Raw genomic sequence first — 23206 nt, 5'->3', positions numbered from 1 at the left:
AATCCAACCGAAAGAAACCATAATGAACAAGATCTTCGAAAAAATCGCCGGCCGGCGCATCGGCAAAGTGGCTTCTGTCCTGGCCCTTAGCGCCGTCATTTCGGGCTGTGCCCACGTCGCCAACCCCACGCCCGACGACCCCTGGGAAAGCTACAACCGCAGCATGTTCGCGTTCAACGACACGGTCGACCGCGCCGTGCTCAAACCCATTGCCACCGGCTACGAAACCGTCGTACCCAAGCCGGCCCGCACCTGTGTCAACGGCATTTTCAACAACCTGCAAGACGTCTGGTCGTCCATCAACAGCTTCTTGCAAGGTCGCGCACACGACGGCATCAATATGTTCGGCCGCGTCCTGTTCAACTCCACCATGGGTCTGGGCGGCTGTATCGACGTCGCCTCCATGAACGGTTCGCGTCGCATCGTCAACGACTTCGGCGTTACCCTGGGCGTCTGGGGCTTCCAGTCAGGCCCCTATGTCGTTCTGCCGTTCCTGGGCTCCAGTTCGGTACGCGACGGCATCAGCACCGCTGCCTGGTTCGCCATCGACATCTCCCCGCCCTACTCGCCCATTTTCGCCATCGACAACATCCCTGTGCGTAACAGCATATTGGCATTGGCCGTTATCGACCTGCGCGCCAGCCTGCTGCCGGCCGACCGCCTCGTCGACGAAATCGCGCTCGACCGCTACAGCTTCATTCGCGACGCCTACATTCAGCGCCGTAAAGCTTTGGTCGAAGGCCGTTACGCCGACGCCGACCACACCACACGCCGTGGCCTGCCCAAAGACGAACAAGGGCTGGCCGTTCCCGACTACAGCATCGACGATGATGACGCCCCCGCACCTGCAGCCACAACGCCTGCAAGCCAGTAAGGAAACGTTTTATGTCTAACCTGTTGCACACATTGGTCAACCGTATCAGCCGCCTGGCGGGCATCGGCCTGCTGGGTATGGGCCTGGCCGTCGCCAACACATCGGTGGCTGCCCAGCAGCCCGTCAACACCAAAGCGCCACCCAACGACTTCGTTCAAACCGTGGCCGACAACGCTCTTCAGGCCCTTAAAAAAGAGCCCGAAGCCAAAAACGGCAACATCGCCCGCATCAACGAACTGGTCAACCAATACATTCTGCCGTACGTCAATTTCGAAAAGACCACACGGCTGGCGGCCGGCCGCTACTGGCGTCAGGCCACACCACAACAGCAAGCTGACCTGGTCACCGCCTTCAAAGGCACGCTTATCCGCACTTACAGCGGCGCCCTGCAGCAGGCCGACAACGTCTCGTCCATCACGCCGTTGCCCTTTCGCGGCGACCCTAACGCCGACGACGTCGTTGTTCGTACCACCATGTCGCAAAGCAATGGCCCAGTCATCGGCGTCGACTACCGCCTTGAAAAGGCGGCAGAAGGCTGGCGCATTTACGACCTGAACGTCGAAGGCATCTGGCTCATCCAGAACTACCGCAACCAGTTCGCGCAACAAATTGCGCAAAATGGTATCGACGGGCTTATCAAGGCGCTCAATCAGCGCAACCAGCGCTAAAACGCGGTAAGCTTCGGGGGCCCTTGGGGCCCCATCACTTTTTTCTGTCTATGTCCGCTCTTTCTCTCGAACACGTTTCCAAAATCTACCCGCCCCGCAGCGGCGGGTTGCGCGGGCTGTTGCGTCGCGGCGCCGGCGGCCAACCCGGCTTTCAGGCCCTCAACGACGTCAGCCTGTCTATCGAACCGGGCGAGTTCTTTGGCCTGCTGGGCCCCAACGGTGCCGGCAAAACCACGCTAATTTCCATTTTGTCGGGTCTGGCACGCGCCACAGCCGGCAGCGCCAGCGTGTGCGGGCACGACGTCATCACCGACTACAAAGAAGCACGCCGTTCGTTGGGCGTCGTCCCGCAAGAACTTGTCTACGACCCGTTCTTTACCGTGCGCGAAACCCTGCGCCTGCAGTCGGGCTATTTTGGTCTGCACAAAAACGACGACTGGATCGACGAAATCTTGCATAACCTGGGGTTGTCGGACAAGGCCAACACCAATATGCGCGCGCTATCGGGTGGCATGAAACGCCGCGTTCTGGTGGCGCAAGCGCTGGTACATCGCCCGCCGGTCATCATCCTCGACGAACCCACCGCCGGCGTCGACGTCGACCTGCGCCGCACCCTGTGGGAATTCATCTCGCGGCTTAATAAAGAAGGTCACACCATTTTGCTGACCACGCATTACCTGGAAGAAGCCGAAGCCTTGTGCGGACGCATTGCCATGCTGAAACGCGGGCGCATCGTGGCGCTCGACACCACCCAGGCCCTGCTTGCCCGCTTTGGCGGCACCGACCTCGAAGACGCCTTTGTACGCATCATGAACAGCGAAGACGCACTGGGGGTGTTATGACCACACCCATACTCAAGCCCCGCAGCGATCTGGGTTCGGGCTTTCCGACCCTGCTCTGGAAAGAAGTCATGCGCTTCTGGAAGGTGGCCTTCCAGACCATTGCTGCGCCGGTATTAACCGCCCTGCTGTACCTGCTGGTTTTCGCCCACGTGCTCGAAGACCGCGTCAAGGTGTACGACACCCTGCCGTACACCGCGTTTCTTATCCCCGGGCTCATGATGATGAGCATGTTGCAAAACGCCTTTGCCAACCCGTCTTCGTCGCTAATTCAAAGCCGTATTACGGGCAACCTGGTCTTTGTGCTGCTGCCGCCCATTTCTCACCGCGAATTCTTCACGGCCTACCTCATTGCGGCCATCTTCCGTGGCCTGGCTGTCGGGCTGTGCGTGTGGCTGGTCGCCATGTTCTTCGTGCCCCTGGCTCCGGCCAACCTGCTTTGGGTGTTGGTGTTTGCCGTGATGTCTTGCGGCATTATGGGCACACTGGGCATTATTGCCGGCCTGTGGTCCGAAAAATTCGACCAGCTCGCCGCATTCCAGAACTTCCTGATTTTGCCCGCCACGTTCTTGTCTGGTGTGTTCTACTCCATCCATAGCCTGCCGCCTTTCTGGCAGGCCGTCTCGCACTACAATCCTATTTTCTACACGATCGACGGTTTCCGATACGGGTTCTTCTCTGTATCCGACGTCTCGCCCTGGACCAGCCTGGCCGTTGTAGCCGGTGTATTTGCCGTACTGGCCGTATATACACTGCGCCTGCTGGCCGCGGGCTACAAACTGCGGAACTAACCCTTATGTTGCCTACCCCCCAAGAAGTACGCCAATACATCAACGACAACCTGAACTGCGAATACATCGACGTTCAGGGCGACGGCTCGCACTTCGAAGCCATTATTGTCAGCCCCGAATTCGAAGGCAAACGCCTGATTGCACGCCACCAGCTGGTCTATAAAGCCCTGGGCGACCGCATGAAAAGCGAAATCCACGCACTGTCGATGCGTACCCTGACACCTGCCGAATACAACGCAAACCCGAATGGATAAGCTTTTAATCACAGGCGGCAATCGCCTGCACGGCGAAGTCGTCATCTCGGGCGCCAAAAACGCCGCCCTGCCTATTCTGTGCGCCAGCCTGCTCACGGCCGACCCGGTTCAGCTACGCAATGTGCCGTCCCTCAAAGACATCAGCACCACCTTGCGACTGCTGCAGCAAATGGGCGTACAGCACCACTGGGACGGCCCGGCCGAGCTTACGCTGAATGCCGGTAACGTCACCAGCCTCGAAGCGCCCTACGAACTGGTCAAGACCATGCGGGCCTCCATTCTGGTGCTCGGCCCGTTGCTGGCACGCTTTGGCGAAGCCAAAGTCAGCCTGCCCGGCGGCTGTGCCATTGGCCAGCGTCCAGTCGACCAGCACATTAAAGGCTTAACAGCCATGGGCGCCGAGATCCGTATCGAACACGGGTTTGTTATTGCGAAAGCCAAGCGTTTAAAGGGGGCCACCATCCGCACCGACATGGTGACGGTGACCGGCACCGAAAACCTGATGATGGCGGCTGTGCTGGCCGAAGGCCGCACTATTCTTGAAAACGCCGCCCGCGAACCCGAAATCACCGACTTGGCCGAGCTGCTCATCAAAATGGGCGCACGCATTCAGGGCCACGGCACCGACCGCATCACCATCGAGGGCGTCGAACGGCTGCACGGCGCCGAACACACCATCGTAGCCGACCGCATCGAAGCCGGCACTTTCTTGTGCGCAGTGGGTGCCACCGGCGGCGACATCACCCTGCGCCAGGCTGCACCCGATACCCTCGGCGCCGTCCTCGACAAGCTACGCGAAGCCGGGTTAAGCATCGAATGCGGCCCCGACTGGATTCGCGGCCAAATGAACAAGCGGCCCAAAGCCGTCAGCTTCCGCACCTACGAATACCCAGCCTTCCCCACCGACATGCAGGCCCAGCTCATGGCCCTGAACACCATGGCCGAAGGCACCGCCGTCATCGCCGAAAACATCTTCGAAAACCGCTTCATGCACGTGCAAGAACTGCGCCGCATGGGTGCGCAAATCGACATCGACGGCCATACTGCCGTCGTTACCGGCGTGCCCGAATTGTCGGGCGCCACCGTCATGGCCACCGACCTGCGTGCGTCGGCCAGCCTGGTCATCGCCGGCCTGGCTGCCAGCGGCCAAACCACCGTAGAACGCATCTATCACCTTGACCGCGGCTACGAACACATGGAAGAAAAGCTGCGCCTTATCGGCGCCGACATCCAACGCATCAAACAGGAACCCGCATGAGCCCCGCCTCTGCCACCGCCCCCTTGACGCTAGCCCTGTCTAAAGGCCGAATTTTTGAAGAAACCCTGCCCTTGCTCGAGGCGGCCGGCGTTCATGTTACCGAAAGCCCCGAATCGTCACGCAAGCTCATTTTGCCGACAAGCGACCCAGGGCTGCGTCTCATTATTGTGCGTGCGTCCGACGTGCCCACCTATGTACAGTACGGCGCGGCCGACTTTGGCATTGCCGGCAAAGACGTATTGTTCGAGCATGCCGCACAACACCCGGGCGGGCTGTATCAACCTATCGACCTGAACATCGCCAAGTGCCGCCTGTGTGTGGCCGTGCGCCAAGGCTTCGATTACCAGGCCGCCGTCTCGCAAGGGTCGCGCCTGCGCGTGGCGACCAAGTACGTACAGGCCGCCCGCGAACACTTCGCGCGCAAAGGCGTTTATGTCGACCTGATCAAATTGTATGGCTCGATGGAGCTAGCCCCCTTGGTGGGCTTGGCCGACGCCATTGTCGACCTGGTGTCTACCGGCGGCACCTTAAAAGCCAACAACCTGGTCGAAGTCGAAGAAATCGTCGATATTTCTTCACGCCTGATCGTCAACCAGGCCTCGCTTAAAACTCGCGCGGCCGCCCTGCAACCGCTGCTCGACGCCTTCGCACGGGCCTCGGCCGACAAATAAACCACGCTTTCCCCTCCCGGCGGGTGCGCTTGCAACCCGCCGCTTTGACCCCATTCTCCTTTTTTGTCATAGTATTAGCTTAATTCTTGCTGTCAGGGTCACCATGCTGTCCATCAAACGCCTTAGTTCTGCCTCAGAAAATTTCGCTGCCACGTTGCGCCAGTTGTTGGCCTTCGATGCCTCACAAGACGAGTCCATCGAAAGCGCCACGGCCGACATCCTGCGTCAGGTACAAGAACATGGCGACGCAGCCCTACTCGACTACACCCATCGGTTCGACCGTGTTCAGGCCGAATCGGTCGCCGCACTCGAAATCCCCAAATCTGAATGGCAAGCCGCGCTTGACAGCCTGCCGGCCGACCAACGCGCCGCTCTTGAAGCGGCCGCCGAGCGCGTACGCACCTACCACGAGCACCAACGCAGCCAAAGCTGGTCGTACACCGAAGCCGACGGCACCGTACTGGGCCAAAAAATAACGCCTCTCGACCGTGTCGGGCTGTACGTACCCGGCGGTAAAGCCGCGTATCCGTCTTCGGTGCTCATGAACGCCATTCCCGCCAAGGTTGCCGGTGTGGCCGAGGTCGTCATGGTTACCCCCACCCCGGGCGGGGTGCGCAACCCCATTGTGCTGGCCGCAGCGGCCATCGCCGGGGTCGACCGCGCCTGGGCTATTGGTGGTGCGCAGGCCGTGGGCGCGCTGGCTTACGGCACGCAAAGCATCGCCGCTGTCGACAAAATTGTCGGCCCGGGCAATGCCTATGTGGCTGCCGCCAAGCGCCGCGTTTTCGGCACGGTCGGTATCGACATGATTGCCGGCCCCAGCGAAATATTAATCATCGCCGACGGCACCACCCCGGCCCATTGGGTCGCCATGGACTTGTTCTCGCAAGCCGAGCACGACGAACTGGCGCAATCAATTCTGCTGTGCCCCGACGCCCAGTACCTGGATGAGGTCGAACGCGAAATCAACCGCCTGCTGCCCTCCATGCCGCGCGCCGACATCATTCGTACCAGCCTGACTAACCGCGGCGCGCTTATCCTGGTCAAAGACATCGACGAAGCCTGTGCCATAGCCAACGACATCGCACCCGAACACCTCGAAATCTCTACCGAAAATGCCCACGCCGTCGCCGAAAACATCCGGCATGCCGGCGCTATCTTCATGGGCCGTTTCAGCTCCGAATCGCTAGGCGACTATTGCGCCGGCCCCAACCACGTTCTACCCACATCCCGCACGGCACGGTTCTCATCGCCGCTGGGGGTGTATGATTTCCAGAAACGCAGCAGCCTTATCCAGGTTTCGCACCAGGGTGCGCAAACACTGGGCAAAATTGCCGCCACGCTGGCCTACGGCGAAGGTCTGCAAGCCCACGCCGCTAGCGCCGAATACCGGCTTGACGCCGCCAACACCTAGCTTTTTGGGGCGCAAGCCCCAGTTATACAGATTATTATGCGTACCGCCGAAATCACCCGCAACACCAACGAGACTCGTATCCGCGTGTCCATCAACCTCGACGGCACCGGCCGCCAGAGCATCAACACCGGTGTGCCTTTCCTCGACCACATGCTCGACCAGATCGCCCGCCATGGCCTGATCGACCTCGATATCCATTGCGACGGCGACACGCACATCGACGACCACCACAGTGTCGAAGACGTAGGCATTGCCCTGGGGCAAGCCTTTGCCGCCGCGGTCGGCGACAAAAAGGGCCTGCGCCGCTACGGCCACGCCTACGTACCGCTCGACGAAGCCCTATCGCGCGTCGTCATCGACTTTTCCGGTCGCCCCGGGCTCGAACTCCATGTACCCTTCACGCGCTCGCACATTGGGCAATTCGACGTCGACCTGACACAAGAGTTTTTCCAGGGTTTCGTCAACCACGCCCTGGTCACGCTACACATCGACAACCTGCGCGGCACCAATTCGCACCACCAGTGCGAAACCGTCTTCAAGGCGTTCGGCCGCGCCCTGCGCATGGCGACTGAAATCGACCCGCGCGCCACCGACGTCATTCCATCCACCAAGGGCGTTCTGTAAGCATCGTGAATACCATCGCCATTGTTGATTACGGCATGGGCAACTTCCACTCGGTTGCCCGCGCCCTGCAAGCAGCCGCGCCCGATGCCGACGTGCGCATCTGCCGTAACGCCGCCGACATCGCCGCCGCGTCACGCGTTGTGTTCCCCGGGCAGGGCGCCATGCCCGACTGCATGCGCACCCTGAACGAATCGGGCTTGCGCGATGCGGTATTGCAAGCCGCCCGATCAAAGCCCCTGCTGGGCGTGTGTGTGGGCGAACAAATGCTGTTCGACACCAGCGAAGAAGGCAATACACCATGCCTGGGTCTGTTCCCCGGCCAGGTCAAAAAATTTCAGGGCCCGCAGTTTGCTTCATCGCGCCAGCACGGCGACCAGGCCCACGAGCTGCTCAAGGTACCCCACATGGGCTGGAACCGGGTACAACACACCCGCTCCCACCCGCTGTGGCAAGGCATTGAGGACGGCACTCACTTTTATTTCGTGCACAGCTACTACGCGCAACCGGCCGACCCGGCCCTTACCGTAGGCCAAACGCACTACGGTTTGACCTTTACCTGCGCCGTTGCTGCCGATAACATTTTTGCTGTGCAGTTTCATCCCGAAAAAAGCGCCGACCCGGGTCTGCGCCTTTATCGCAATTTTGTCGACTGGAACCCTTAAGCGGTTACGCCAACCTCCCACACTTCTTTTGATTGACTGACTCAGATCATGCTTCTCATCCCCGCTATCGACCTTAAAGACGGACATTGCGTACGCTTGCGCCAAGGTGACCTCGCCGACGCAACCATCTTCTCGGAAGACCCAGCCGCTATGGCTACCGAATGGCTCGACCAGGGGGCACGACGCCTGCACCTGGTCGACCTGAACGGCGCTGTGGCGGGTACCCCGAAAAACCTGACCGCGATCAAGTCTATTTTGCGCGCCATGGATGACGAGATCCCCGTGCAGATCGGCGGTGGCATTCGCGACCTGAACACCATCGAAAGCTATCTAGACATTGGCATTACGTATGTCATTATCGGTACGGCCGCAGTCAAAGACCCGGGCTTTTTGCGCGATGCTTGCAGCGCCTTCCCGGGCAGCATTATTGTGGGTCTTGACGCGCGCGACGGCAAAGTCGCCACCGACGGCTGGAGCAAACTGACCCGCCATGACGTTTACGACATTGCCCGAAAATTCGAAGACTACGGCTGCGAATCCATTATCTACACCGATATTGGTCGTGACGGCATGCTGTCGGGCGTTAACATCGAAGCCACCGTCAAGCTGGCCCAGGCCGTCAGTATTCCTATTATTGCCTCGGGCGGCGTGACCGACCTGAAGGACATCGAAGCCCTGTGCGCCGTCGAAGAAGAAGGCGTTGAAGGCGCTATTCTGGGCCGCAGCATCTACGAAGGCACGCTCGACTTCGGCGCGGCACAAGCCTTGGCCGACGAACTGAACGGCGAGACAGAATGACCGCCATGTCAGAACCCGTCGAGTCGGCCCGCATCGGGACCGGCAACAACGCACAGGCAACAACAGGCACACCGGCCGATAGCGGCCTGACCCGCCGCATTATCCCCTGCCTCGACGTGACCGCCGGCCGCGTGGTTAAAGGCGTCAACTTCGTAGGCTTGGTCGACGCCGGCGACCCGGTCGAAATTGCACGTCGCTACAACGAACAGGGCGCCGACGAACTGACCTTTCTAGACATTACGGCCACCAGCGACAACCGCGACCTGATTCTGCCCATTATCGAGGCCGTCGCATCGCAAGTGTTCATCCCGCTTACCGTCGGTGGCGGGGTGCGCCAGGTGGCCGATATCCAGCGCCTGCTCAATGCCGGCGCCGACAAGGTGTCTATCAACAGCGCCGCCGTCAGCAACCCCGAACTGGTCCGTGAAGCGGCCAACTATCATGGCTCGCAATGCATTGTGGTCGCTATCGACGCACGCCGTGTGTCGGCCGAAGGCGAGCCCCCACGCTGGGAAATTTTTACGCACGGGGGCCGCAAAGCCACCGGCATCGATGCCGTGCAATGGGCCGAAAAAATGGCGTCCTACGGTGCCGGCGAAATCCTGCTCACCAGCATGGATCGCGACGGCACAAAATCGGGCTTCGACCTTGAGTTGACCCGCGCGGTATCCGACGCGTTACCTGTGCCGGTCATTGCGTCGGGCGGTGTCGGCAACCTGCAGCATCTAGTCGACGGCGTCACCGCCGGTCGTGCCAGCGCCGTTCTCGCAGCCAGTATTTTCCACTTTGGCGACCATACCGTGCGCGAAGCCAAAACCTTGATGGCGCAACACGGTATTCCGGTGCGGTTATAGTCGCGCCCCTTTGCGCAGCATTAATCAAGCAGAATCTTACTGACATGAATTCCTGGATTTCCGACGTCAAATTTGACGAAAAAGGCTTGATTCCCGCCATTGCACAAGACGCTGACACCGGCGTTATTTTGATGGTGGCCTGGATGAACGCCGATTCACTTGCCGAAACGGCTCGCACGGGCCGCGCGGTGTACTGGTCGCGTTCACGCGGGCGCTTGTGGCGTAAAGGCGAAGAGTCGGGCCACGTTCAACACCTGCGCGAAATCCGCCTGGACTGCGACGCCGACGTGTTGTTGTTAAAGGTAAAGCAAGACGGCGGCATTGCCTGCCACACCGGTCGCGAAAGCTGCTTTTACCGGCGGCTTGACGACAACCAGGGCCAGGCAATTGGTATCGACAACGTATTATCGGCGCCGGCCGCAGCGGCAGGTCAACTGGCAGCGCCCAACGACGCCGTCTGGAACAGCATCGAACCCGTCCTGAAAGACCCTGAACATATTTACAAATAACTCTTGGCGCACGAACGGCTCGCCCCACTGCTAAAGTGATTCATCATGAATACTGCAAACGATATTTTGGCCCGTCTGGCCGACACTCTGGAAAGCCGCCTGCCCAAGAACGGGGGTGACCCGGCGTCGTCATACAGCGCCCGCCTGCTTTCCAAAGGCCCTGACGCCTTCCTGAAAAAAATTGGCGAAGAAGCGACCGAACTGGTCATGGCCGCCAAAGACGAATCGCGCGAAAAAATCGTCTACGAAACTGCCGACCTCTGGTTTCACAGCATGGTTGCACTGGCACACTATGGCCTGCGGCCCGAAGATGTTTTGAATGAGCTGGCCCGGCGCGAAGGCACTTCAGGCATTGCCGAAAAAGCCGCGCGGAGCGAATAAGCCCCCCTATCGCATACCCTAGCTGTGGTAAAAAGAGCAATCGTATACACTCAAGTTTTGGCGGGCGGCACGTTAACCTGGCGTCAACATGGCCCTTGGCTTTAACGTATGCCCACCCCGGGTTTTAAAATAGATTTTTCAGCAACATTCATGAGCACCTGCCTGTTTTGCAAAATCGCCGCCGGCGAAATTCCTTCCAAAAAGGTCTTCGAAAACGAAGAAATGCTCGTGTTTCACAACATCAACCCTGCGGCCCCGGTGCATTTGCTGGTTATCCCAAAGCACCATGTCACATCTATGCAAGACATCACCGAAGCCGATGCTGGCTGGTTGGGTAGAATGATGGCGGCCATCCCCAAAATTGCAGCCGACAACGGTTGCCGGCCTGGACCCGACGGCGGTTTCCGCGTGGTGGCCAACAGCGGCGCCGACGGCGGCCAAGAAGTCGGGCACTTGCACTTTCATATTATTGGGGGCCCGCGCCCCTGGGCGCAACGCGTCGCACCTGCCGCATAGCCCACAAAACGTACACGTATAACTACAACACACTTACACCACACACATTCGCGGTTCGCACCGCACGGAGAGCAACATGGGTAGTTTCAGCATTTGGCACTGGCTTATCGTTTTGGTCATTGTCGCCCTGGTTTTTGGCACCAAAAAACTGCGCAACATGGGTGAAGACCTTGGCGGCGCCGTCAAAGGGTTCAAAAAAGGCATGGCCGATGCCACCGAAGAAGGCAAAAAGACCGAATCAGTTACACAAAAATCCATCGATGGCGACACCATCGACGTTCAGGCCAAAGAAAAGAAAGACGCCTAATCTTCAGGGTCTGCGGTGTTCCCCAACCCCTAACGGTTAACCGTCATGTTTGATATCAGTTTTACCGAACTGATGATCATCGGCATTGTTGCCCTGGTCGTCATCGGCCCCGAACGTCTACCCAAAGTGGCCCGCACATTGGGCCACTTGCTTGGGCGTGCCCAGCGTTACGTCAACGATGTCAAAACCGACATCAAGCGCGAGATGGACGCGGGCGACCTGAACGACGTCAAAAACCAATTTACCGAAGCGGCCTCGTCGGTAAAAGCGTCTATTGAAGATGCCTCGCGCACCATCGAAGACCCCATGAAAGCCGCCCGCGACGCCGTCGAAAACGCCGGCAAGTCGTTGCAAAGCTCGTTGGTAGACTTTGACGGCTACGAGCCCGACGCTGCGGCCAAAGAAGCCCAAAATAAAGCGCTTGCCGACAATACATCGCCAGCAAACAATGCCAATGGCAATAGCGGCGCCTCAGGCCAAGCACAGACGCCGCAAGCTCAAGACAGCGCCAATGCCTTGCACAATGCACCGGAAAGCACCAGTGCGCCGGAAGACGCCAAGCGTGCAGCTGCGGCGCCCGCCGCCTCATCCAACAGCAACACCGGAACAACGCCGTGACCACTGAAGACAGCAGCGCCGACACCTTTGTTTCGCACCTTATCGAATTACGTACGCGTCTGATTCGCGCCGTAGGCGCGATTCTGCTCGTGTTTATTGCGCTGTTCTTGTACCCCGGCGCATCGGCCATTTACGACGCCCTGGCTCAACCCATGCTGGCGTCGTTACCCACCGGCACCAACATGATTGCCACCGGTGTGATCACGCCCTTTATGGTGCCGATCAAAGTCACATTACTTGCCGCTTTTGTTATTGCGCTGCCCGTGGTGCTTTACCAGGCGTGGGCGTTTGTCGCCCCCGGGCTTTATAAACACGAACAACGCCTGGCCCTGCCGCTTATTTTGTCCAGCACCTTGCTGTTCTTGCTGGGCATGGCGTTCTGCTATTTTGTCGTGTTCAAAACCGTCTTCGAATTTATTGCCGGTTTCGCGCCCGAATCGGTCACCCCCGCGCCCGACATCGAAGCCTACGTCAGCTTTGTCATTACCATGTTCATGGCCTTTGGCCTGACCTTCGAAGTACCCATTGCCGTGGTACTGCTGGTTAAAACAGGCATAACCACTGCCGAAAAACTGCGCAGTGCCCGCGGCTACGTTATTGTGGGCGCCTTCGTTATTGCCGCCGTCGTCACACCGCCCGACGTCATTAGCCAGTTCATGCTGGCCGTACCTTTATGCCTGCTATTTGAGGTGGGCCTGCTGGTGGCCAGCCGTATGAAACCGCTAAGCGCCGACGCCGAAAACGCCGAAGCTACCGAATAACTTCTTGACCGTGCGCAGCGCTAAAAATCTTAGGGCGACGTTTGGAAAAGTTGAAATTAACATCTTGTGCGCTATAGCCCTTTGCGCTGGCGATGCCAGCGTTGGGCTAAAGCCGAGCTAACCACTAGCTGCAGCAGATGAAAGATCATCAACGGTAAAACCATGACCCCAGCCACCGACGGAACAAACAAAACCTGCGACATCGGCACGCCACTGGCCAGACTTTTCTGGGCGCCCCCAAACAATGCAGTGACCTGATCTTCGTGGCTAAACCCACAAGCCTTTGCTAGCCCAAACACAAACAGCATGGCCAAGACTAGAAAAATCAGGCTTATTGCAACCAGACTCGCCACCATGGCAAAGGAAACCTGCTGCCAGATCCCCCCGACCACGGCCGCACTGAAAGCGCTGTAAATGACCAGCAAAATCGAGCCACGATCAACAAAAGACAACACCTTTCCTGCCTTGCGAAAGGCGCCGTCAAAATATGGACGCAAAAAATGCCCGGCCAAGAAAGGCAGCATGAGCTGCAAGAAGATATCAATAACGGAGTCTATCGGCGAACCGACACCGGTCGTTGGCGTAATCAGACCATTAACTAAAAACGGCGTAATCAAGATACCCAGCAGCGTCGAGACCGAGGCACTACAGACAGCGGCGGGCACATTACCCCCCGCAATACCGGTCAGTGCGACCGCTGACTGGACCGTTGCCGGCAGCATGCACAGATACAACACACCCAAATAAAGCTCTGAACCGACCAACGGCAATAGCACCGGGCGCAGAATGAACCCCATCAAGGGGAAAAAAACAAACGTACAACTCAAAATCAATGCGTGCAAGCGCCAGTGTGTCAGCCCATCAATAATTGCCTGACGCGGCAATTTAGCGCCATGCAAAAAAAACAACAGTGCAATTGCTGCTGTTGTGACGTATTTCAGGACGACTGCAAACAATCCGGACGCCGGCAGCAAACTGGCCAACACCACGGTTACAGCCAACAATAACGTGTAATTATCGGGAAGAAAGGGAGCGCGTTTCATGACGCTATTGAACGCCACTTTCAAAAAATAATGAAATTAATTTATCTGATCTATTTATAATCTTTTTGCATAAATTAATACTGAGCATGGATGAACATTAGTCTTAAACAGTTGCAGGTTTTCCGCGCTGTGGCGGCCGAACGCAACTTCAGCAGAGCCGGCGAACTCGTTGGGTTAACACAGCCGGCAGTTAGTCGCGCCATCAACGAACTCGAATACCAACTAGACCTGCGCCTGTTCGATCGCACCACCCGCGATGTGCAACTGACCCAAGCGGGGCAAATTTTGGCCCAACGCCTGCCTCGCTGGATCGATGAGCTTGAAAATACCCTGAATGAACTGCATAGCTGGGCACACAACCGCGTAGGCAAAGTTCGACTAGCCAGCAGCCCCACATTGTCGGCGGCACTCATGCCACACTGCCTTGCTCTTTGTGCCCAACAAGAACCCGGGCTGCACGTGATATTGCTCGATCGCATTCAAGAAAATGTCCTGGACAGCATCCTGACGGGTGAGGTCGATTTCGGCATTATCGTTGAGCCCGACTCGGCGACCATGCGAGAGCTCGATTGCGAAATCCTTCTAACCGACCCTTTTGTAGTCGTTTGCCCTGAAAACCACCCCCTGGTTCACCCTAAAAATGGCCGTCACAAGACGCCCGCATGGTCCGACTTATCTGGCTCAGATCTTATTTTGCTAGACCGGGCCTCGGGCAGCCGCCGCCTGATCGACGAAGTGCTCAATCGGCAGGACGTCCGACACCAAGTGGTACAAGAGGTTGGTCATGTGACAACCGGCTTCGAGATGGTTCGCGCCGGTTTGGGCATAAATGTTGTGCCCAGCCTGGCTGTCCCCGAAACCGGGCTGCCCGGATTAGCGGTCATTTGTCCCAGGCCAATCAGACACCGTCGCGTCATGCTCGCACGGCAAAAAAACAAAACGCTGGCACCACTGGCCAGCACGCTATGGACTATAGTGAAATCAAGTACGCAGCAAACAATGCAGCGACGCAAATCACTGTGAACTCCGTCGCTTTTTAAGCACTTGCACAAACCAGCCGTAGCCGCTGACGGTGACGATACCAATACCCACGAGCAGCGCGCCAATAAGGAAGCTGGTGTCCAGGGGTTCGTTCAGCAGCCACACACCAAAGATAACGCCGAACATCGGGGTCATGAACGAGAAGACGCCAAGGCGAGAAGCCAGGTATTTTCGTAGCAGCCAGAACCAGGTCAGGAAGGTAATGAACGAGACCACAATGCCCTGGAACAGGACGCTGCCAATGGCAAGTGGCGTTGGGTTGACACTAGCCTGGCCCGAGACAACAGCAGCCAAAAGCAACAACACAAATGCCCCAATCAGTTGGTACATCAGTGTGATGGTGGCCGACGTATTCGATAGTTTTGAGCAGCGGATTACTACGGTGGTGGCCCCCCAAGCAGCGCCGGCCAGCAAGCCTAGAAAATCACCCCACAACATGTCGGCCGCCTGACGTGCGTTGTCGCTGTTGTCAGGGCCAAAAAACGCCACCGCCACGCCAACAAAAGCGACCAAAATGCCGACCCACTGGGCGGGCGCCAGTCGCTCTTCGGGCAAGCGCCAATGCAAGCCGATGGCGGCAAAGAACGGGGCGGTATACAAGAACACCGTCATGTGCGACGCCGTGGTGTAACGCAGACCTTCGCCCATTAGCAAGAACTCGAGGGCAAACAACAAGCCCACCAACAACCCTGGGCGCCAAGTACCGTCGCTGAACGACGCCGGCACGCGCTGCCAAAGCATAAGCAGGCCCACCAACACAATGGCAATGCCCGAGCGAAAGGCAATTTGAAGGATAGGCGCAATATCGGGCCCCGCCGCCTTGATGGCAATTTGCTGAAACGCCCAAATCATGCACAGCACCGTCATGATGCCAACGGCGCTGGTATCAATTGCCTTACGTGAATCCATCTCCCACCCTTCAGTTTCGATTGTTGTTTTGTTCAGGGTGTAACCATAGCAAAGCAAACAGGAAAAAGGTAGGCGTTACAAGCCCGTGCGTGCGGGCTGGACGTCAAATGTTCGGCCCGAGTGTTCGGCTTGCCACAGGTCGTAATCGGCCTGCATTACTTACCAACAAAATCAAGCTGCGATAGACGAACGACAATACCGTACCCGCCGGCAATGCCCCTAATTGACACGGCTTTGCCCCCGTATTGCAGCCACTCGACTAAACGTAATCCACGGTAAACTCGGCAGTTACCCAATCCCGGCGCCCGGGGTGCTCTTTGCTCAACCTACGCCTCCTATTACCAACATGCTTCGCAGATTTGTCGTTCAGGCCACGCCCGATAACCCCAGTTCCGTTGAAGTCCTTACCTGCATTTCAACGTGCATGACGCGTAACTGGCCGCATGCTCGGGCAACGCTCGAGCAGCTCGACAGTGCGGCCGCAGCCCTTAAGCAAGGGGCAACACCCGTAGGTTCAGTCGAATTCATGCGGTATGCCATGATGGTGACCGGCATCAAGGTGCCGGCGGCGCTTAACTACCCCAAACGTTTGCAAAAATGGCTGCACCGCGACATTAAGGCAAGCCGCAAGGGCGACCTGCCCTCTGAAGGCGAATGGTTTGTGAAGCCCGCCGTATCTACGAAGGCATTTCGGGGTGGAGTCTACGACATGGAAGGTGTCAGACAAATCGACAGCCTGACCACACAAAACCACAACGCGCCGCCCACCGAACTGGCGGCCCGCAACGATGTCGAGCTGCTACGCAACCTGCCTAACGATTTCCCGGTGTGGTATGCACCGCCCGTGTCGTGGCAAAGCGAATGGCGGTTTTATGTGCACCGCGGGCTGATCAAAGGTGCCGCACGCTACGACAAAGGGCTAGAGTCTGCCCCAGCGCCCGAGCGCAGTACGGTTGCGCAAATGGTGTCAGACCTGGCGTTCGATGCCCCCATTTCGTACGCTCTTGATGTGGGCATTTTAGAAAACGGCAAGACCGCGTTGGTGACAATGAACGACGCGTGGGCCTTGGGTTTTTACCCGGGTACGCTAGCCCCCGAAAGCTATATGGACATGCTGCGCGACCGGTGGATACAGCTTATTCAGCCCGGGCATGTGTCTTTGTTCTAGCAACCCAAAGCGTTAATCGGCCTCGTGGTTGGCCATACCCCGGCGCACCACGATGGGTACTGCGCCCAACTGCTTTTTAGCGACCCACTGCGCCAACGAAGCATCGAGGTAATCGGTGTGACTGGGAAACCAGCGCGCCAATTCGGCTGCCAGGCGCCGCGCCTCAGACGGGTCGCCCCCGTTTTGCAGGTACGCAGCAACGTCTCGCATTGACCCAAGCACCGCATTATGTTCATTCGTATGGCACTCGCGTGCGGGGAACGCGGTGCTATTCATGTAATGCTCTTCTTGCGAAAAGTGGCGCTCGCTATGCTCGATGAGCGCCTGCAAATGCCCCAGTATCTGGTCATCGTCGGCCTTTAGCATGGCACCAAGAATATCCACGAATTCGCGATGGGTAACGTCCATAGGGTCATAACCCACCAAAAAGGCATCGGTCCAGGTCAAGTCTTGTGGGGCGGCGGCGGTTTGCATGACGGGCACTCGGCAAATTCGAAAACGGCTTCCATCATAGCAAAACCCCGGCAAAAGCCGGGGCAGAATGTGCTAAACACACGCCGGGTTCCAGATTTCGGATCCCGAGTTTCGCGTCTTGGGCGTCGGGCTATACACGACTGGAACTCAGAGCACTCAAAAATAATGCCGAAATTTCAGGTTAAAGCCATGGTCGTGCCGGCTGGGTGACAGCAGCCCCGAATAACCGGCCTGCAGCACACTGTGCTTACCCACAGGGGTCGACACTGTAAACGCGGCTTTCAAGGCATGTGCAGCAATGCCATGGCCATGCGACGTAAACATCGTGCCGCGTGAACTATCGCGAAACGACTGCCGAGATTCGAATTGGCGATCGGCATGGGCATAACGCCAGGCCAGCTCGGCCTGCAACATACCCAAACCACCCACCGTTTTAAAGGCATGTGACGCCGTCAAACCCAAAACGCTGAATGCCGCCCAGTCGTTGGCACGCGCGTAGTTCAACGCACCTGCACCGCCTTGCTCGGTGTGCGCACCTGTCGAGCTGTGCACCACCGCCAGCTCTATAAAAGGCGAGAGCCCCGCAAAAGGCGACAAGCCCGCAAGCAAGGCCAGTCGACCAAAGACCTGCATGCTGCGGCTGCTAGAAACGCTGCGCAATGTGTCGCGCCAACGGCCAATTTCAAGGGAACGCGACGTTTTAAACGTGTGCCAAGCAACAGAAAGCCCGGCATCCATCTGTACCGGGCCGCGCACGGCACCGACATCGGCCCCCAAATGCAAACCATGAATGCGCGTGTCGGCGCCACCGCCCGAATCGCCCACGCCCTGAAAGGCACCAAAAGCCAGCGTGCCATCGGGCGCTGCCATTTGCCGAACCCGTCGCGTATCTGCCCCGGCAAACACGCCCACTTCGGTCAAATGACTAACCAAATGCCGAACACCCACCGTAAAGCCCCGCAACGAGCGCTGAAAATCGCCCACACTACCCGCGGCCTGCCCTTTGCCCTGCGCACCATACGCGCTAGACCATACTTTGGTACCCTCGCACTTCGCGCCCGACGCCGCAGCAAGGTTGCCCGCAGCCGACAAAGCATCGCAACCCCACGACCGGCTACTTAGAACCGCCTCACGCACAAAGCGGCTGTCATCCAGCGCACCGGCACGTACAGTAGCCGGCCACGCACCCGCCAATTGCCGATAGGCACTACGCGCCCCATCGCGGTCCAACACCACAATGGCGTCGTAAACCTGGGGCAAGTCTTTTACCCCAGGCACGCCCCCTGACGGCGTATCAATAATATCGGCCACGGCATTTTCGTCGTCTGTCACGGCCGGGGCATCGATCGGAACATCGTTTCGCGCCAACGTCAAAGACACCGACGTTGCGTCGTAAACCAGGGTGGGCGTCAGAAACGCCAGATTACTGTTAACGCCGTCGAACCGGGTATCGTCAAAACCACCTGCTGCCGTCAAGAACCGGTACGAGGTTGACGGCTGCCAGTCGCCCGCCCCCGCCAGCGCCTGCACGTTACCGTCTAACAGCGCTTTGCCGCCGACAGCCAGCACATCGTGCCGCCCATCGGCCTCAACCTCGATAGACAACGTTGAACCATCGTCGAAGCGGACATCACCCGGCACACGAAGCACACCGATACTGGCGCCCGGCGCCAGCGTGGCGCCATCACGCACCCAAACCGACGCGATCGACCCCGTACCTTCCAGCCTCGCGCCGCTGGCGACCTGCACCGACCCGCCAAACCAGTCATTAACGGCCAGGGTGCCAGCCCGCACGACTGCAGCGCCCGTATAGCCCAAAGCATCTTTAGCCAGCACCAAACGGCCGCCACCGGTCTTCTCGAACGCAGCCGCACCCGAGACAATGCCGTCATGCGTAGCCTGGCCACTGTCAACATGCCAACCCACCGCCGCGCTGCGACCCGGGTCGTTCACCCGATACCCAGGAGGCACCGGCTGTGTCGTCATGTCGATAGCATCGAACTGCACGTTACTGGCCACGGTTACCCCCGGTGCGTAGGTTAGCGTGGTGCCAGTATTGACCTGAACGCCCGGCCCCACCGCCCTATTGCCGCCTACCACCACCCCGCCCTGCAACACACGCGTTACCCCACGGTAGCTGCTGTCGCCGGTTAGCGTTAGTGTGCCGCCGCCCAGTTTGATCAGGCCGTCGAGCGAACCCGGCGCATTGGCAATGCGCCCGCTTAGTGTGACCCGCGCGCCATCGGCCACATCTAGCAACGCTGCATCACCAATAAGGAAATCGGCCGCACTGACATAGTCGGCGGCCTGAATTTCCCACACCCCGTCGGGGAAAAAAACGGGGGCAGATGCCGACTGCATTTGCCCCCATGCCATTTGTGCGCCAAAGGCCGCCTGCAACATCACAGCGCCCGCCCCAACAACCAAACCCCCGCACCGCCACAGCTTCTTTTCTTTATTCATCTATGGTGTCCTTAAGTGGATTTGCTCGTCACCGGTGTGACAAACTACGCGCATTATGACCATTATTGTAATTATGACAATATGAAAACACTTATAGACATATTTATCTATATAAGATAATCGCGCGCGTCAGTTAAAAACCCATAAAAAAGAACAATAAAAACTACCAGAAAAAATTTTTAGCTGTCGGCTAGACGCCCACAGGCCATCTGACCGGGCGATTTACAGGGAACTTTCTGCGACAATCACGAACAAAGGATTACAATACCCAGTAAACCGTAACAAAACCCAACGGGCACCCGACACCATGTCGCACCAGCTCCCCTGCTTCGTTCTGTGCTCTTCCGACCAGGCCCCACACCGCGAGCCCATACGCGCTCGCCTCGAAGCCAAGGGCCTGCGTGTTACATTTTTCCCCATGGTCGAACGCGACAACATCACCGATCGCAACCTGGGGTCGTATATCAACGCGCACAAGAACAAATCCGAATACGGCGACGTTTTAACGCCCGACAACGTCACAGTGGCACTAAGCCATTTAAATGTTTACCGGCATATTCTTAACCACCACCTGCCCGGTGCCGTCATTCTTGAAGAAGACGCCGATGTCGCCGAAACCCTGGTGCAGTTGCTCGACACAAAATCGGCCGAATGCCTCGAGCACATGTTCGGCTCGTACGAGCCCGTTGTGGTGCAGCTTACCCACGTGGCCCAGGCCTACCGCAGCCAACGCCGCGACATTGGCAATACACTCTTCAAAATGATGCGGCCCTACGGCACGGTGCGTCAATCGCGCGGGTATTTTGTTACCAACGCAGCCTGTCACAACCTGGTTAAAACGCAATACCCGGTCTGGACAAGCGCCGACCACTGGGAAGGCTTTGTCGAACAAGACATTTTCCGCTTGTGGGCGTTAACGCCCAACCCCGTCTGGGCCTGCGACCCGGCGGCCGAGCTCGCCCCCGCCAACCAGCCCGTTGCCCGCCCCGCCAACCTGCTCGACCCGGTCCACCGCGCATGGGACAAGGTCGTCACCGAAAACATCCTGGTCCGACGGCTGCCCAAGCACCCACCCGTGCGCTAACAGACAGGCTGTGCCAATTGTGCCATATGCACAATTAATATAGACTAAGTGCAAATATCACAACCAAAGGGTTGTTATGTCTGCACATCGCCAACCGCAAGTTACCCCTGACACCGTTTTAGCCAAGGCGGTCATCAACGCCGCTCAACAACTGGGCCTTAACCAGTCGCATCTGGCCGATGTCATTGGCATGCATCGCACAGCCGTCAGTCGCTTAAAGGGCAACGGGGAGCTCGACCCCGAATCAAAACAGGGTGAACTGGCATTATTACTTGTCCGGTTAGCCAGGGCCTTGTATGCCCTTACCGGCGGCGACTCAGCCTGGGCACATCATTTCATGACGTCCCCAAACCGGGTAACCGGCGGCATACCCGCCCAACAGATCAAAACGGTTCAGGGTCTGGTTACGGTTTTGCAATTTGTCGACAGTATCAGGGGAAAAGTCTAATGATCTGGGCGCAATGCAACGGCGCCACACACATTGGCCCAATACACGGCACCCTGCACCGCCTGGTCGAAAGCCAAGAGCAAATTGCCACGCGCAATTACGTCGACACGCTTGAAGAGCAGGCTATTTTGGAAGACCTTCTGGAAAAGACCAAGCCGCCCTACCCCCAGGGCAGCCAGGCCTTGCATTATTTGTTGCGAACGCCGTTTCGCTACCCACCCTTGCCGTGGGGCTCACGTTTTGGTCAGCGCCACGAACCTAGTCTGTTCTACGGCGCTGCCAGCGTCGAAACCACCCTGGCCGAGGCGGCATACTACCGGTTTGTATTCTGGCACTCAATCGATGCAGCGCCACCCAGCCCCAAGCTGCAGTCACAACACACAATGTTTGGCGCCAGCTACAAAACACAGCAGGGGGTCAGGCTACAACGCCCACCCTTCACGCAATATGCTGGCGTACTTACCCACCCCACGCGCTACGAAGAATGCCAGCAACTCGGCGCCAACATGCGATTGGCCGGGGTCGAAGGATTTGAATACATGTCGGCCCGAGACCCTGAAGGCGGAACTTGCATTGCGCTTTTCACGCCACAGGCCTTTGGCAAAGCGCAGCCCTTGTACAAAGAGGCCTGGTTTTGCGAGGTTACCGCCACACATACTGCTTTCAAGCGGCTTGACGAGCCAGGCCTGTACACATACCCACTAACGCATTTTTTGGTTGACGGCTACTTCCCGCTCCCGGCCAGCTAGGTCGGCGACCCAGGCGGTATTGTCCAAATACCATTGCACCGTTTTACGAATGCCGGTTTCGAAGGTTTCAGCGGGGCGCCAGCCTAGTTCACGTTCGATACGGGTGGCGTCAATCGCGTAGCGACGATCGTGGCCGGGGCGGTCAGTCACAAAAGCTATTTGCGTGGCGTACGAAGCCCCATCGGCGCGGGGCTGCAGCTCGTCAAGCACACTGCACAGCGTATTCACCACCGACAAGTTCGCCTTTTCGTTCCAGCCACCCACGTTGTACACACGGCCCGGCTCGCCCGCTTCTAGTACACGTCGCACGGCAGAACAGTGGTCAGACACATACAACCAATCGCGTACCTGCTGCCCGTCGCCGTAAATAGGCAACGTTTGCCCCGCCAATGCCCGCTGAATGCACAGCGGAATAAGCTTTTCGGGGTACTGGTACGGCCCGTAATTGTTGGAACAATTGGTGGTAACCACCGGCAAACCATAGGTATGGTGCCAGGCCCGCACCAGGTGGTCGGACCCGGCCTTACTGGCCGCATACGGGCTGTTGGGTGCGTGGGGGTGGTCTTCGGTAAACGCCGGCGCGGTGGGCGACAACGTGCCATAGACCTCGTCAGTAGACACATGCAAGAACCGGAACGCAGCCTGCTCGGCCGCACTTAAACCCTGCCAATACGCGCGTACGGCTTCCAGCAACCGAAACGTACCCACCACATTGGTTTGCACAAAAGCCTCGGGCCCGGCAATAGAGCGGTCAACATGCGACTCGGCCGCAAAATGCACCACCGCACGCGGCTGGTGCGTGGCCAGCAACTGCCCCACCAGCGCCGCATCGGCAATATCGCCATGCACAAAAATATGACGCGGGTCAGAATGCAGCGACGCCAAGTTAGCCAAGTTACCCGCGTATGTCAGCGCATCAAGATTAATGACAGGTTCGTCGTTAACCGCTAACCAGTCGAGCACAAAGTTACTGCCAATAAAACCGGCCCCGCCGGTGACGAGAATCATGGTGTGAAGATGCCCTAAAG

28 protein-coding genes are annotated in these 23206 nt (G+C 58.2%); 23 read left to right on the top strand and 5 right to left on the bottom strand.

Features of this window, described 5'->3' with window-relative positions:
- The first annotated feature begins 22 nt into the window (after window positions 1–22).
- The 18 genes from CHR62_RS00300 (at window position 23) to tatC (ending at window position 12799) form a co-directional block, all read left to right on the top strand.
- A complete protein-coding gene (locus tag CHR62_RS00300) occupies window positions 23–874 on the top strand; it encodes a VacJ family lipoprotein (RefSeq protein ID WP_123659621.1) in 852 nt (283 codons plus the stop codon).
- A 20-nt stretch (window positions 875–894) separates the two neighbouring features.
- Window positions 895–1542, top strand: coding sequence for a phospholipid-binding protein MlaC (locus tag CHR62_RS00295; RefSeq protein WP_370318030.1), 648 nt, complete (start codon window positions 895–897; stop codon window positions 1540–1542).
- Window positions 1543–1592: 50 nt separating this feature from the next.
- Window positions 1593–2384, top strand: coding sequence for an ABC transporter ATP-binding protein (locus tag CHR62_RS00290; RefSeq protein ID WP_123659619.1), 792 nt, complete (start codon window positions 1593–1595; stop codon window positions 2382–2384).
- Window positions 2381–3172, top strand: coding sequence for an ABC transporter permease (locus CHR62_RS00285; protein ID WP_123659618.1), 792 nt, complete (start codon window positions 2381–2383; stop codon window positions 3170–3172). The genes CHR62_RS00290 and CHR62_RS00285 overlap by 4 nt, the downstream gene beginning before the upstream one ends.
- A 5-nt stretch (window positions 3173–3177) precedes the next feature.
- Window positions 3178–3426 (top strand): BolA family protein, encoded by a 249-nt coding sequence (locus tag CHR62_RS00280; RefSeq protein ID WP_123659617.1) that lies wholly within the window; start codon window positions 3178–3180, stop codon window positions 3424–3426.
- Window positions 3419–4684 (top strand): UDP-N-acetylglucosamine 1-carboxyvinyltransferase, encoded by a 1266-nt coding sequence (gene murA / locus CHR62_RS00275; RefSeq protein WP_123659616.1) that lies wholly within the window; start codon window positions 3419–3421, stop codon window positions 4682–4684. Before CHR62_RS00280 ends, murA begins: the two co-directional genes overlap by 8 nt.
- The gene (gene hisG / locus CHR62_RS00270) at window positions 4681–5355 is read left to right on the top strand and encodes an ATP phosphoribosyltransferase (RefSeq protein ID WP_093969990.1); all 675 of its coding nucleotides are present in this window, start codon (window positions 4681–4683) and stop codon (window positions 5353–5355) included. The genes murA and hisG overlap by 4 nt, the downstream gene beginning before the upstream one ends.
- Before the next feature lie 103 nt (window positions 5356–5458).
- Window positions 5459–6769 (top strand): histidinol dehydrogenase, encoded by a 1311-nt coding sequence (gene hisD / locus CHR62_RS00265; protein ID WP_093969991.1) that lies wholly within the window; start codon window positions 5459–5461, stop codon window positions 6767–6769.
- A gap of 36 nt (window positions 6770–6805) precedes the next feature.
- A complete protein-coding gene (gene hisB, locus CHR62_RS00260) occupies window positions 6806–7393 on the top strand; it encodes an imidazoleglycerol-phosphate dehydratase HisB (RefSeq protein ID WP_093969992.1) in 588 nt (195 codons plus the stop codon).
- 5 nt (window positions 7394–7398) lie between these two features.
- Entirely contained in the window at window positions 7399–8055 is a 657-nt protein-coding gene (hisH, locus tag CHR62_RS00255) for an imidazole glycerol phosphate synthase subunit HisH (protein ID WP_123659615.1), read from the top strand.
- 48 nt (window positions 8056–8103) lie between these two features.
- Window positions 8104–8853: a 1-(5-phosphoribosyl)-5-[(5-phosphoribosylamino)methylideneamino]imidazole-4-carboxamide isomerase gene (hisA, locus tag CHR62_RS00250; RefSeq protein WP_093969994.1), complete on the top strand. Its 750-nt coding sequence runs from the start codon at window positions 8104–8106 to the stop codon at window positions 8851–8853.
- A 5-nt stretch (window positions 8854–8858) separates the two neighbouring features.
- Window positions 8859–9707 carry an imidazole glycerol phosphate synthase subunit HisF gene (hisF, locus tag CHR62_RS00245; protein ID WP_123659917.1) on the top strand — a complete coding sequence of 283 codons (849 nt, stop codon included), beginning with the start codon at window positions 8859–8861 and terminating at the stop codon, window positions 9705–9707.
- Between the two features lie 44 nt (window positions 9708–9751).
- A complete protein-coding gene (hisI, locus tag CHR62_RS00240) occupies window positions 9752–10216 on the top strand; it encodes a phosphoribosyl-AMP cyclohydrolase (protein ID WP_123659614.1) in 465 nt (154 codons plus the stop codon).
- Window positions 10217–10261: 45 nt separating this feature from the next.
- On the top strand, window positions 10262–10597 hold the full coding sequence (locus CHR62_RS00235) for a phosphoribosyl-ATP diphosphatase (RefSeq protein ID WP_093969996.1): 336 nt from the start codon (window positions 10262–10264) through the stop codon (window positions 10595–10597).
- Between the two features lie 150 nt (window positions 10598–10747).
- Entirely contained in the window at window positions 10748–11113 is a 366-nt protein-coding gene (locus tag CHR62_RS00230; protein ID WP_123659613.1) for a histidine triad nucleotide-binding protein, read from the top strand.
- Window positions 11114–11189: 76 nt separating this feature from the next.
- Window positions 11190–11420: a Sec-independent protein translocase subunit TatA gene (tatA, locus tag CHR62_RS00225; RefSeq protein ID WP_093969997.1), complete on the top strand. Its 231-nt coding sequence runs from the start codon at window positions 11190–11192 to the stop codon at window positions 11418–11420.
- 45 nt (window positions 11421–11465) lie between these two features.
- The gene (gene tatB, locus CHR62_RS00220; RefSeq protein ID WP_123659612.1) at window positions 11466–12038 is read left to right on the top strand and encodes a Sec-independent protein translocase protein TatB; all 573 of its coding nucleotides are present in this window, start codon (window positions 11466–11468) and stop codon (window positions 12036–12038) included.
- A complete protein-coding gene (tatC, locus tag CHR62_RS00215) occupies window positions 12035–12799 on the top strand; it encodes a twin-arginine translocase subunit TatC (protein WP_123659611.1) in 765 nt (254 codons plus the stop codon). Before tatB ends, tatC begins: the two co-directional genes overlap by 4 nt.
- A gap of 71 nt (window positions 12800–12870) precedes the next feature.
- Here the strand turns inward: tatC and CHR62_RS00210 are convergent, their stop codons facing one another.
- Window positions 12871–13842: a bile acid:sodium symporter family protein gene (locus CHR62_RS00210; RefSeq protein ID WP_123659610.1), complete on the bottom strand. Its 972-nt coding sequence runs from the start codon at window positions 13840–13842 to the stop codon at window positions 12871–12873.
- 90 nt (window positions 13843–13932) lie between these two features.
- Here CHR62_RS00210 and CHR62_RS00205 point away from each other — a divergent pair, with 90 nt between their 5' ends.
- Window positions 13933–14865, top strand: a complete 933-nt coding sequence (locus CHR62_RS00205) for a LysR family transcriptional regulator (protein ID WP_123659609.1) — start codon at window positions 13933–13935, stop codon at window positions 14863–14865.
- Here CHR62_RS00205 and CHR62_RS00200 read toward each other — a convergent pair.
- Window positions 14857–15792, bottom strand: a complete 936-nt coding sequence (locus CHR62_RS00200) for a DMT family transporter (protein ID WP_123659608.1) — start codon at window positions 15790–15792, stop codon at window positions 14857–14859. The two genes, CHR62_RS00205 and CHR62_RS00200, sit on opposite strands and share 9 nt — an antisense overlap.
- A 346-nt stretch (window positions 15793–16138) precedes the next feature.
- Between CHR62_RS00200 and CHR62_RS00195 the strand changes: the two genes are divergently transcribed.
- Entirely contained in the window at window positions 16139–16960 is an 822-nt protein-coding gene (locus CHR62_RS00195; protein WP_123659607.1) for an ATP-grasp domain-containing protein, read from the top strand.
- 12 nt (window positions 16961–16972) lie between these two features.
- Here the strand turns inward: CHR62_RS00195 and CHR62_RS00190 are convergent, their stop codons facing one another.
- Together CHR62_RS00190 and CHR62_RS00185 are read right to left on the bottom strand one after the other, a co-directional pair.
- A complete protein-coding gene (locus CHR62_RS00190; protein WP_123659606.1) occupies window positions 16973–17434 on the bottom strand; it encodes a hemerythrin domain-containing protein in 462 nt (153 codons plus the stop codon).
- A gap of 156 nt (window positions 17435–17590) precedes the next feature.
- Window positions 17591–19897, bottom strand: coding sequence for an autotransporter domain-containing protein (locus CHR62_RS00185; protein WP_123659605.1), 2307 nt, complete (start codon window positions 19895–19897; stop codon window positions 17591–17593).
- A gap of 307 nt (window positions 19898–20204) precedes the next feature.
- On the opposite strand from CHR62_RS00185, the gene CHR62_RS00180 reads away from it, so the two are divergent.
- The 3 genes from CHR62_RS00180 (at window position 20205) to CHR62_RS00170 (ending at window position 22178) form a co-directional block, all read left to right on the top strand.
- Window positions 20205–20981: a glycosyltransferase family 25 protein gene (locus tag CHR62_RS00180; RefSeq protein WP_123659604.1), complete on the top strand. Its 777-nt coding sequence runs from the start codon at window positions 20205–20207 to the stop codon at window positions 20979–20981.
- Between the two features lie 76 nt (window positions 20982–21057).
- Window positions 21058–21429, top strand: coding sequence for an XRE family transcriptional regulator (locus CHR62_RS00175; protein ID WP_093970021.1), 372 nt, complete (start codon window positions 21058–21060; stop codon window positions 21427–21429).
- A complete protein-coding gene (locus CHR62_RS00170; RefSeq protein WP_123659603.1) occupies window positions 21429–22178 on the top strand; it encodes an RES family NAD+ phosphorylase in 750 nt (249 codons plus the stop codon). The genes CHR62_RS00175 and CHR62_RS00170 overlap by 1 nt, the downstream gene beginning before the upstream one ends.
- Here CHR62_RS00170 and rfbB read toward each other — a convergent pair.
- A complete protein-coding gene (gene rfbB, locus CHR62_RS00165) occupies window positions 22131–23186 on the bottom strand; it encodes a dTDP-glucose 4,6-dehydratase (RefSeq protein WP_123659602.1) in 1056 nt (351 codons plus the stop codon). The genes CHR62_RS00170 and rfbB overlap by 48 nt on opposite strands.
- Window positions 23187–23206 lie beyond the last annotated feature (20 nt).

Origin of the sequence: Pusillimonas sp. NJUB218, from assembly GCF_003788685.1 — a bacterium.
Lineage (GTDB): Bacteria > Pseudomonadota > Gammaproteobacteria > Burkholderiales > Burkholderiaceae_B > Neopusillimonas.
This window is presented reverse-complemented; position numbering and strand designations above follow the sequence as displayed.

What these genes read in the sequence shown, in the direction of transcription:
- CHR62_RS00300 (WP_123659621.1), top strand. Translation starts at nt 23, where the DNA reads ATGAACAAGATCTTCGAAAAAATCGCCGGCCGGCGCATCGGCAAAGTG.
- CHR62_RS00290 (WP_123659619.1), top strand. Translation starts at nt 1,593, where the DNA reads ATGTCCGCTCTTTCTCTCGAACACGTTTCCAAAATCTACCCGCCCCGC.
- CHR62_RS00285 (WP_123659618.1), top strand. Translation starts at nt 2,381, where the DNA reads ATGACCACACCCATACTCAAGCCCCGCAGCGATCTGGGTTCGGGCTTT.
- CHR62_RS00280 (WP_123659617.1), top strand. Translation starts at nt 3,178, where the DNA reads ATGTTGCCTACCCCCCAAGAAGTACGCCAATACATCAACGACAACCTG.
- murA (WP_123659616.1), top strand. Translation starts at nt 3,419, where the DNA reads ATGGATAAGCTTTTAATCACAGGCGGCAATCGCCTGCACGGCGAAGTC.
- hisG (WP_093969990.1), top strand. Translation starts at nt 4,681, where the DNA reads ATGAGCCCCGCCTCTGCCACCGCCCCCTTGACGCTAGCCCTGTCTAAA.
- hisD (WP_093969991.1), top strand. Translation starts at nt 5,459, where the DNA reads ATGCTGTCCATCAAACGCCTTAGTTCTGCCTCAGAAAATTTCGCTGCC.
- hisB (WP_093969992.1), top strand. Translation starts at nt 6,806, where the DNA reads ATGCGTACCGCCGAAATCACCCGCAACACCAACGAGACTCGTATCCGC.
- hisA (WP_093969994.1), top strand. Translation starts at nt 8,104, where the DNA reads ATGCTTCTCATCCCCGCTATCGACCTTAAAGACGGACATTGCGTACGC.
- hisF (WP_123659917.1), top strand. Translation starts at nt 8,859, where the DNA reads ATGTCAGAACCCGTCGAGTCGGCCCGCATCGGGACCGGCAACAACGCA.
- hisI (WP_123659614.1), top strand. Translation starts at nt 9,752, where the DNA reads ATGAATTCCTGGATTTCCGACGTCAAATTTGACGAAAAAGGCTTGATT.
- CHR62_RS00235 (WP_093969996.1), top strand. Translation starts at nt 10,262, where the DNA reads ATGAATACTGCAAACGATATTTTGGCCCGTCTGGCCGACACTCTGGAA.
- CHR62_RS00230 (WP_123659613.1), top strand. Translation starts at nt 10,748, where the DNA reads ATGAGCACCTGCCTGTTTTGCAAAATCGCCGCCGGCGAAATTCCTTCC.
- tatA (WP_093969997.1), top strand. Translation starts at nt 11,190, where the DNA reads ATGGGTAGTTTCAGCATTTGGCACTGGCTTATCGTTTTGGTCATTGTC.
- tatB (WP_123659612.1), top strand. Translation starts at nt 11,466, where the DNA reads ATGTTTGATATCAGTTTTACCGAACTGATGATCATCGGCATTGTTGCC.
- CHR62_RS00210 (WP_123659610.1), bottom strand. Translation starts at nt 13,842, where the DNA reads ATGAAACGCGCTCCCTTTCTTCCCGATAATTACACGTTATTGTTGGCT.
- CHR62_RS00205 (WP_123659609.1), top strand. Translation starts at nt 13,933, where the DNA reads ATGAACATTAGTCTTAAACAGTTGCAGGTTTTCCGCGCTGTGGCGGCC.
- CHR62_RS00200 (WP_123659608.1), bottom strand. Translation starts at nt 15,792, where the DNA reads ATGGATTCACGTAAGGCAATTGATACCAGCGCCGTTGGCATCATGACG.
- CHR62_RS00195 (WP_123659607.1), top strand. Translation starts at nt 16,139, where the DNA reads ATGCTTCGCAGATTTGTCGTTCAGGCCACGCCCGATAACCCCAGTTCC.
- CHR62_RS00190 (WP_123659606.1), bottom strand. Translation starts at nt 17,434, where the DNA reads ATGCAAACCGCCGCCGCCCCACAAGACTTGACCTGGACCGATGCCTTT.
- CHR62_RS00185 (WP_123659605.1), bottom strand. Translation starts at nt 19,897, where the DNA reads ATGAATAAAGAAAAGAAGCTGTGGCGGTGCGGGGGTTTGGTTGTTGGG.
- CHR62_RS00180 (WP_123659604.1), top strand. Translation starts at nt 20,205, where the DNA reads ATGTCGCACCAGCTCCCCTGCTTCGTTCTGTGCTCTTCCGACCAGGCC.
- CHR62_RS00175 (WP_093970021.1), top strand. Translation starts at nt 21,058, where the DNA reads ATGTCTGCACATCGCCAACCGCAAGTTACCCCTGACACCGTTTTAGCC.
- CHR62_RS00170 (WP_123659603.1), top strand. Translation starts at nt 21,429, where the DNA reads ATGATCTGGGCGCAATGCAACGGCGCCACACACATTGGCCCAATACAC.
- rfbB (WP_123659602.1), bottom strand. Translation starts at nt 23,186, where the DNA reads ATGATTCTCGTCACCGGCGGGGCCGGTTTTATTGGCAGTAACTTTGTG.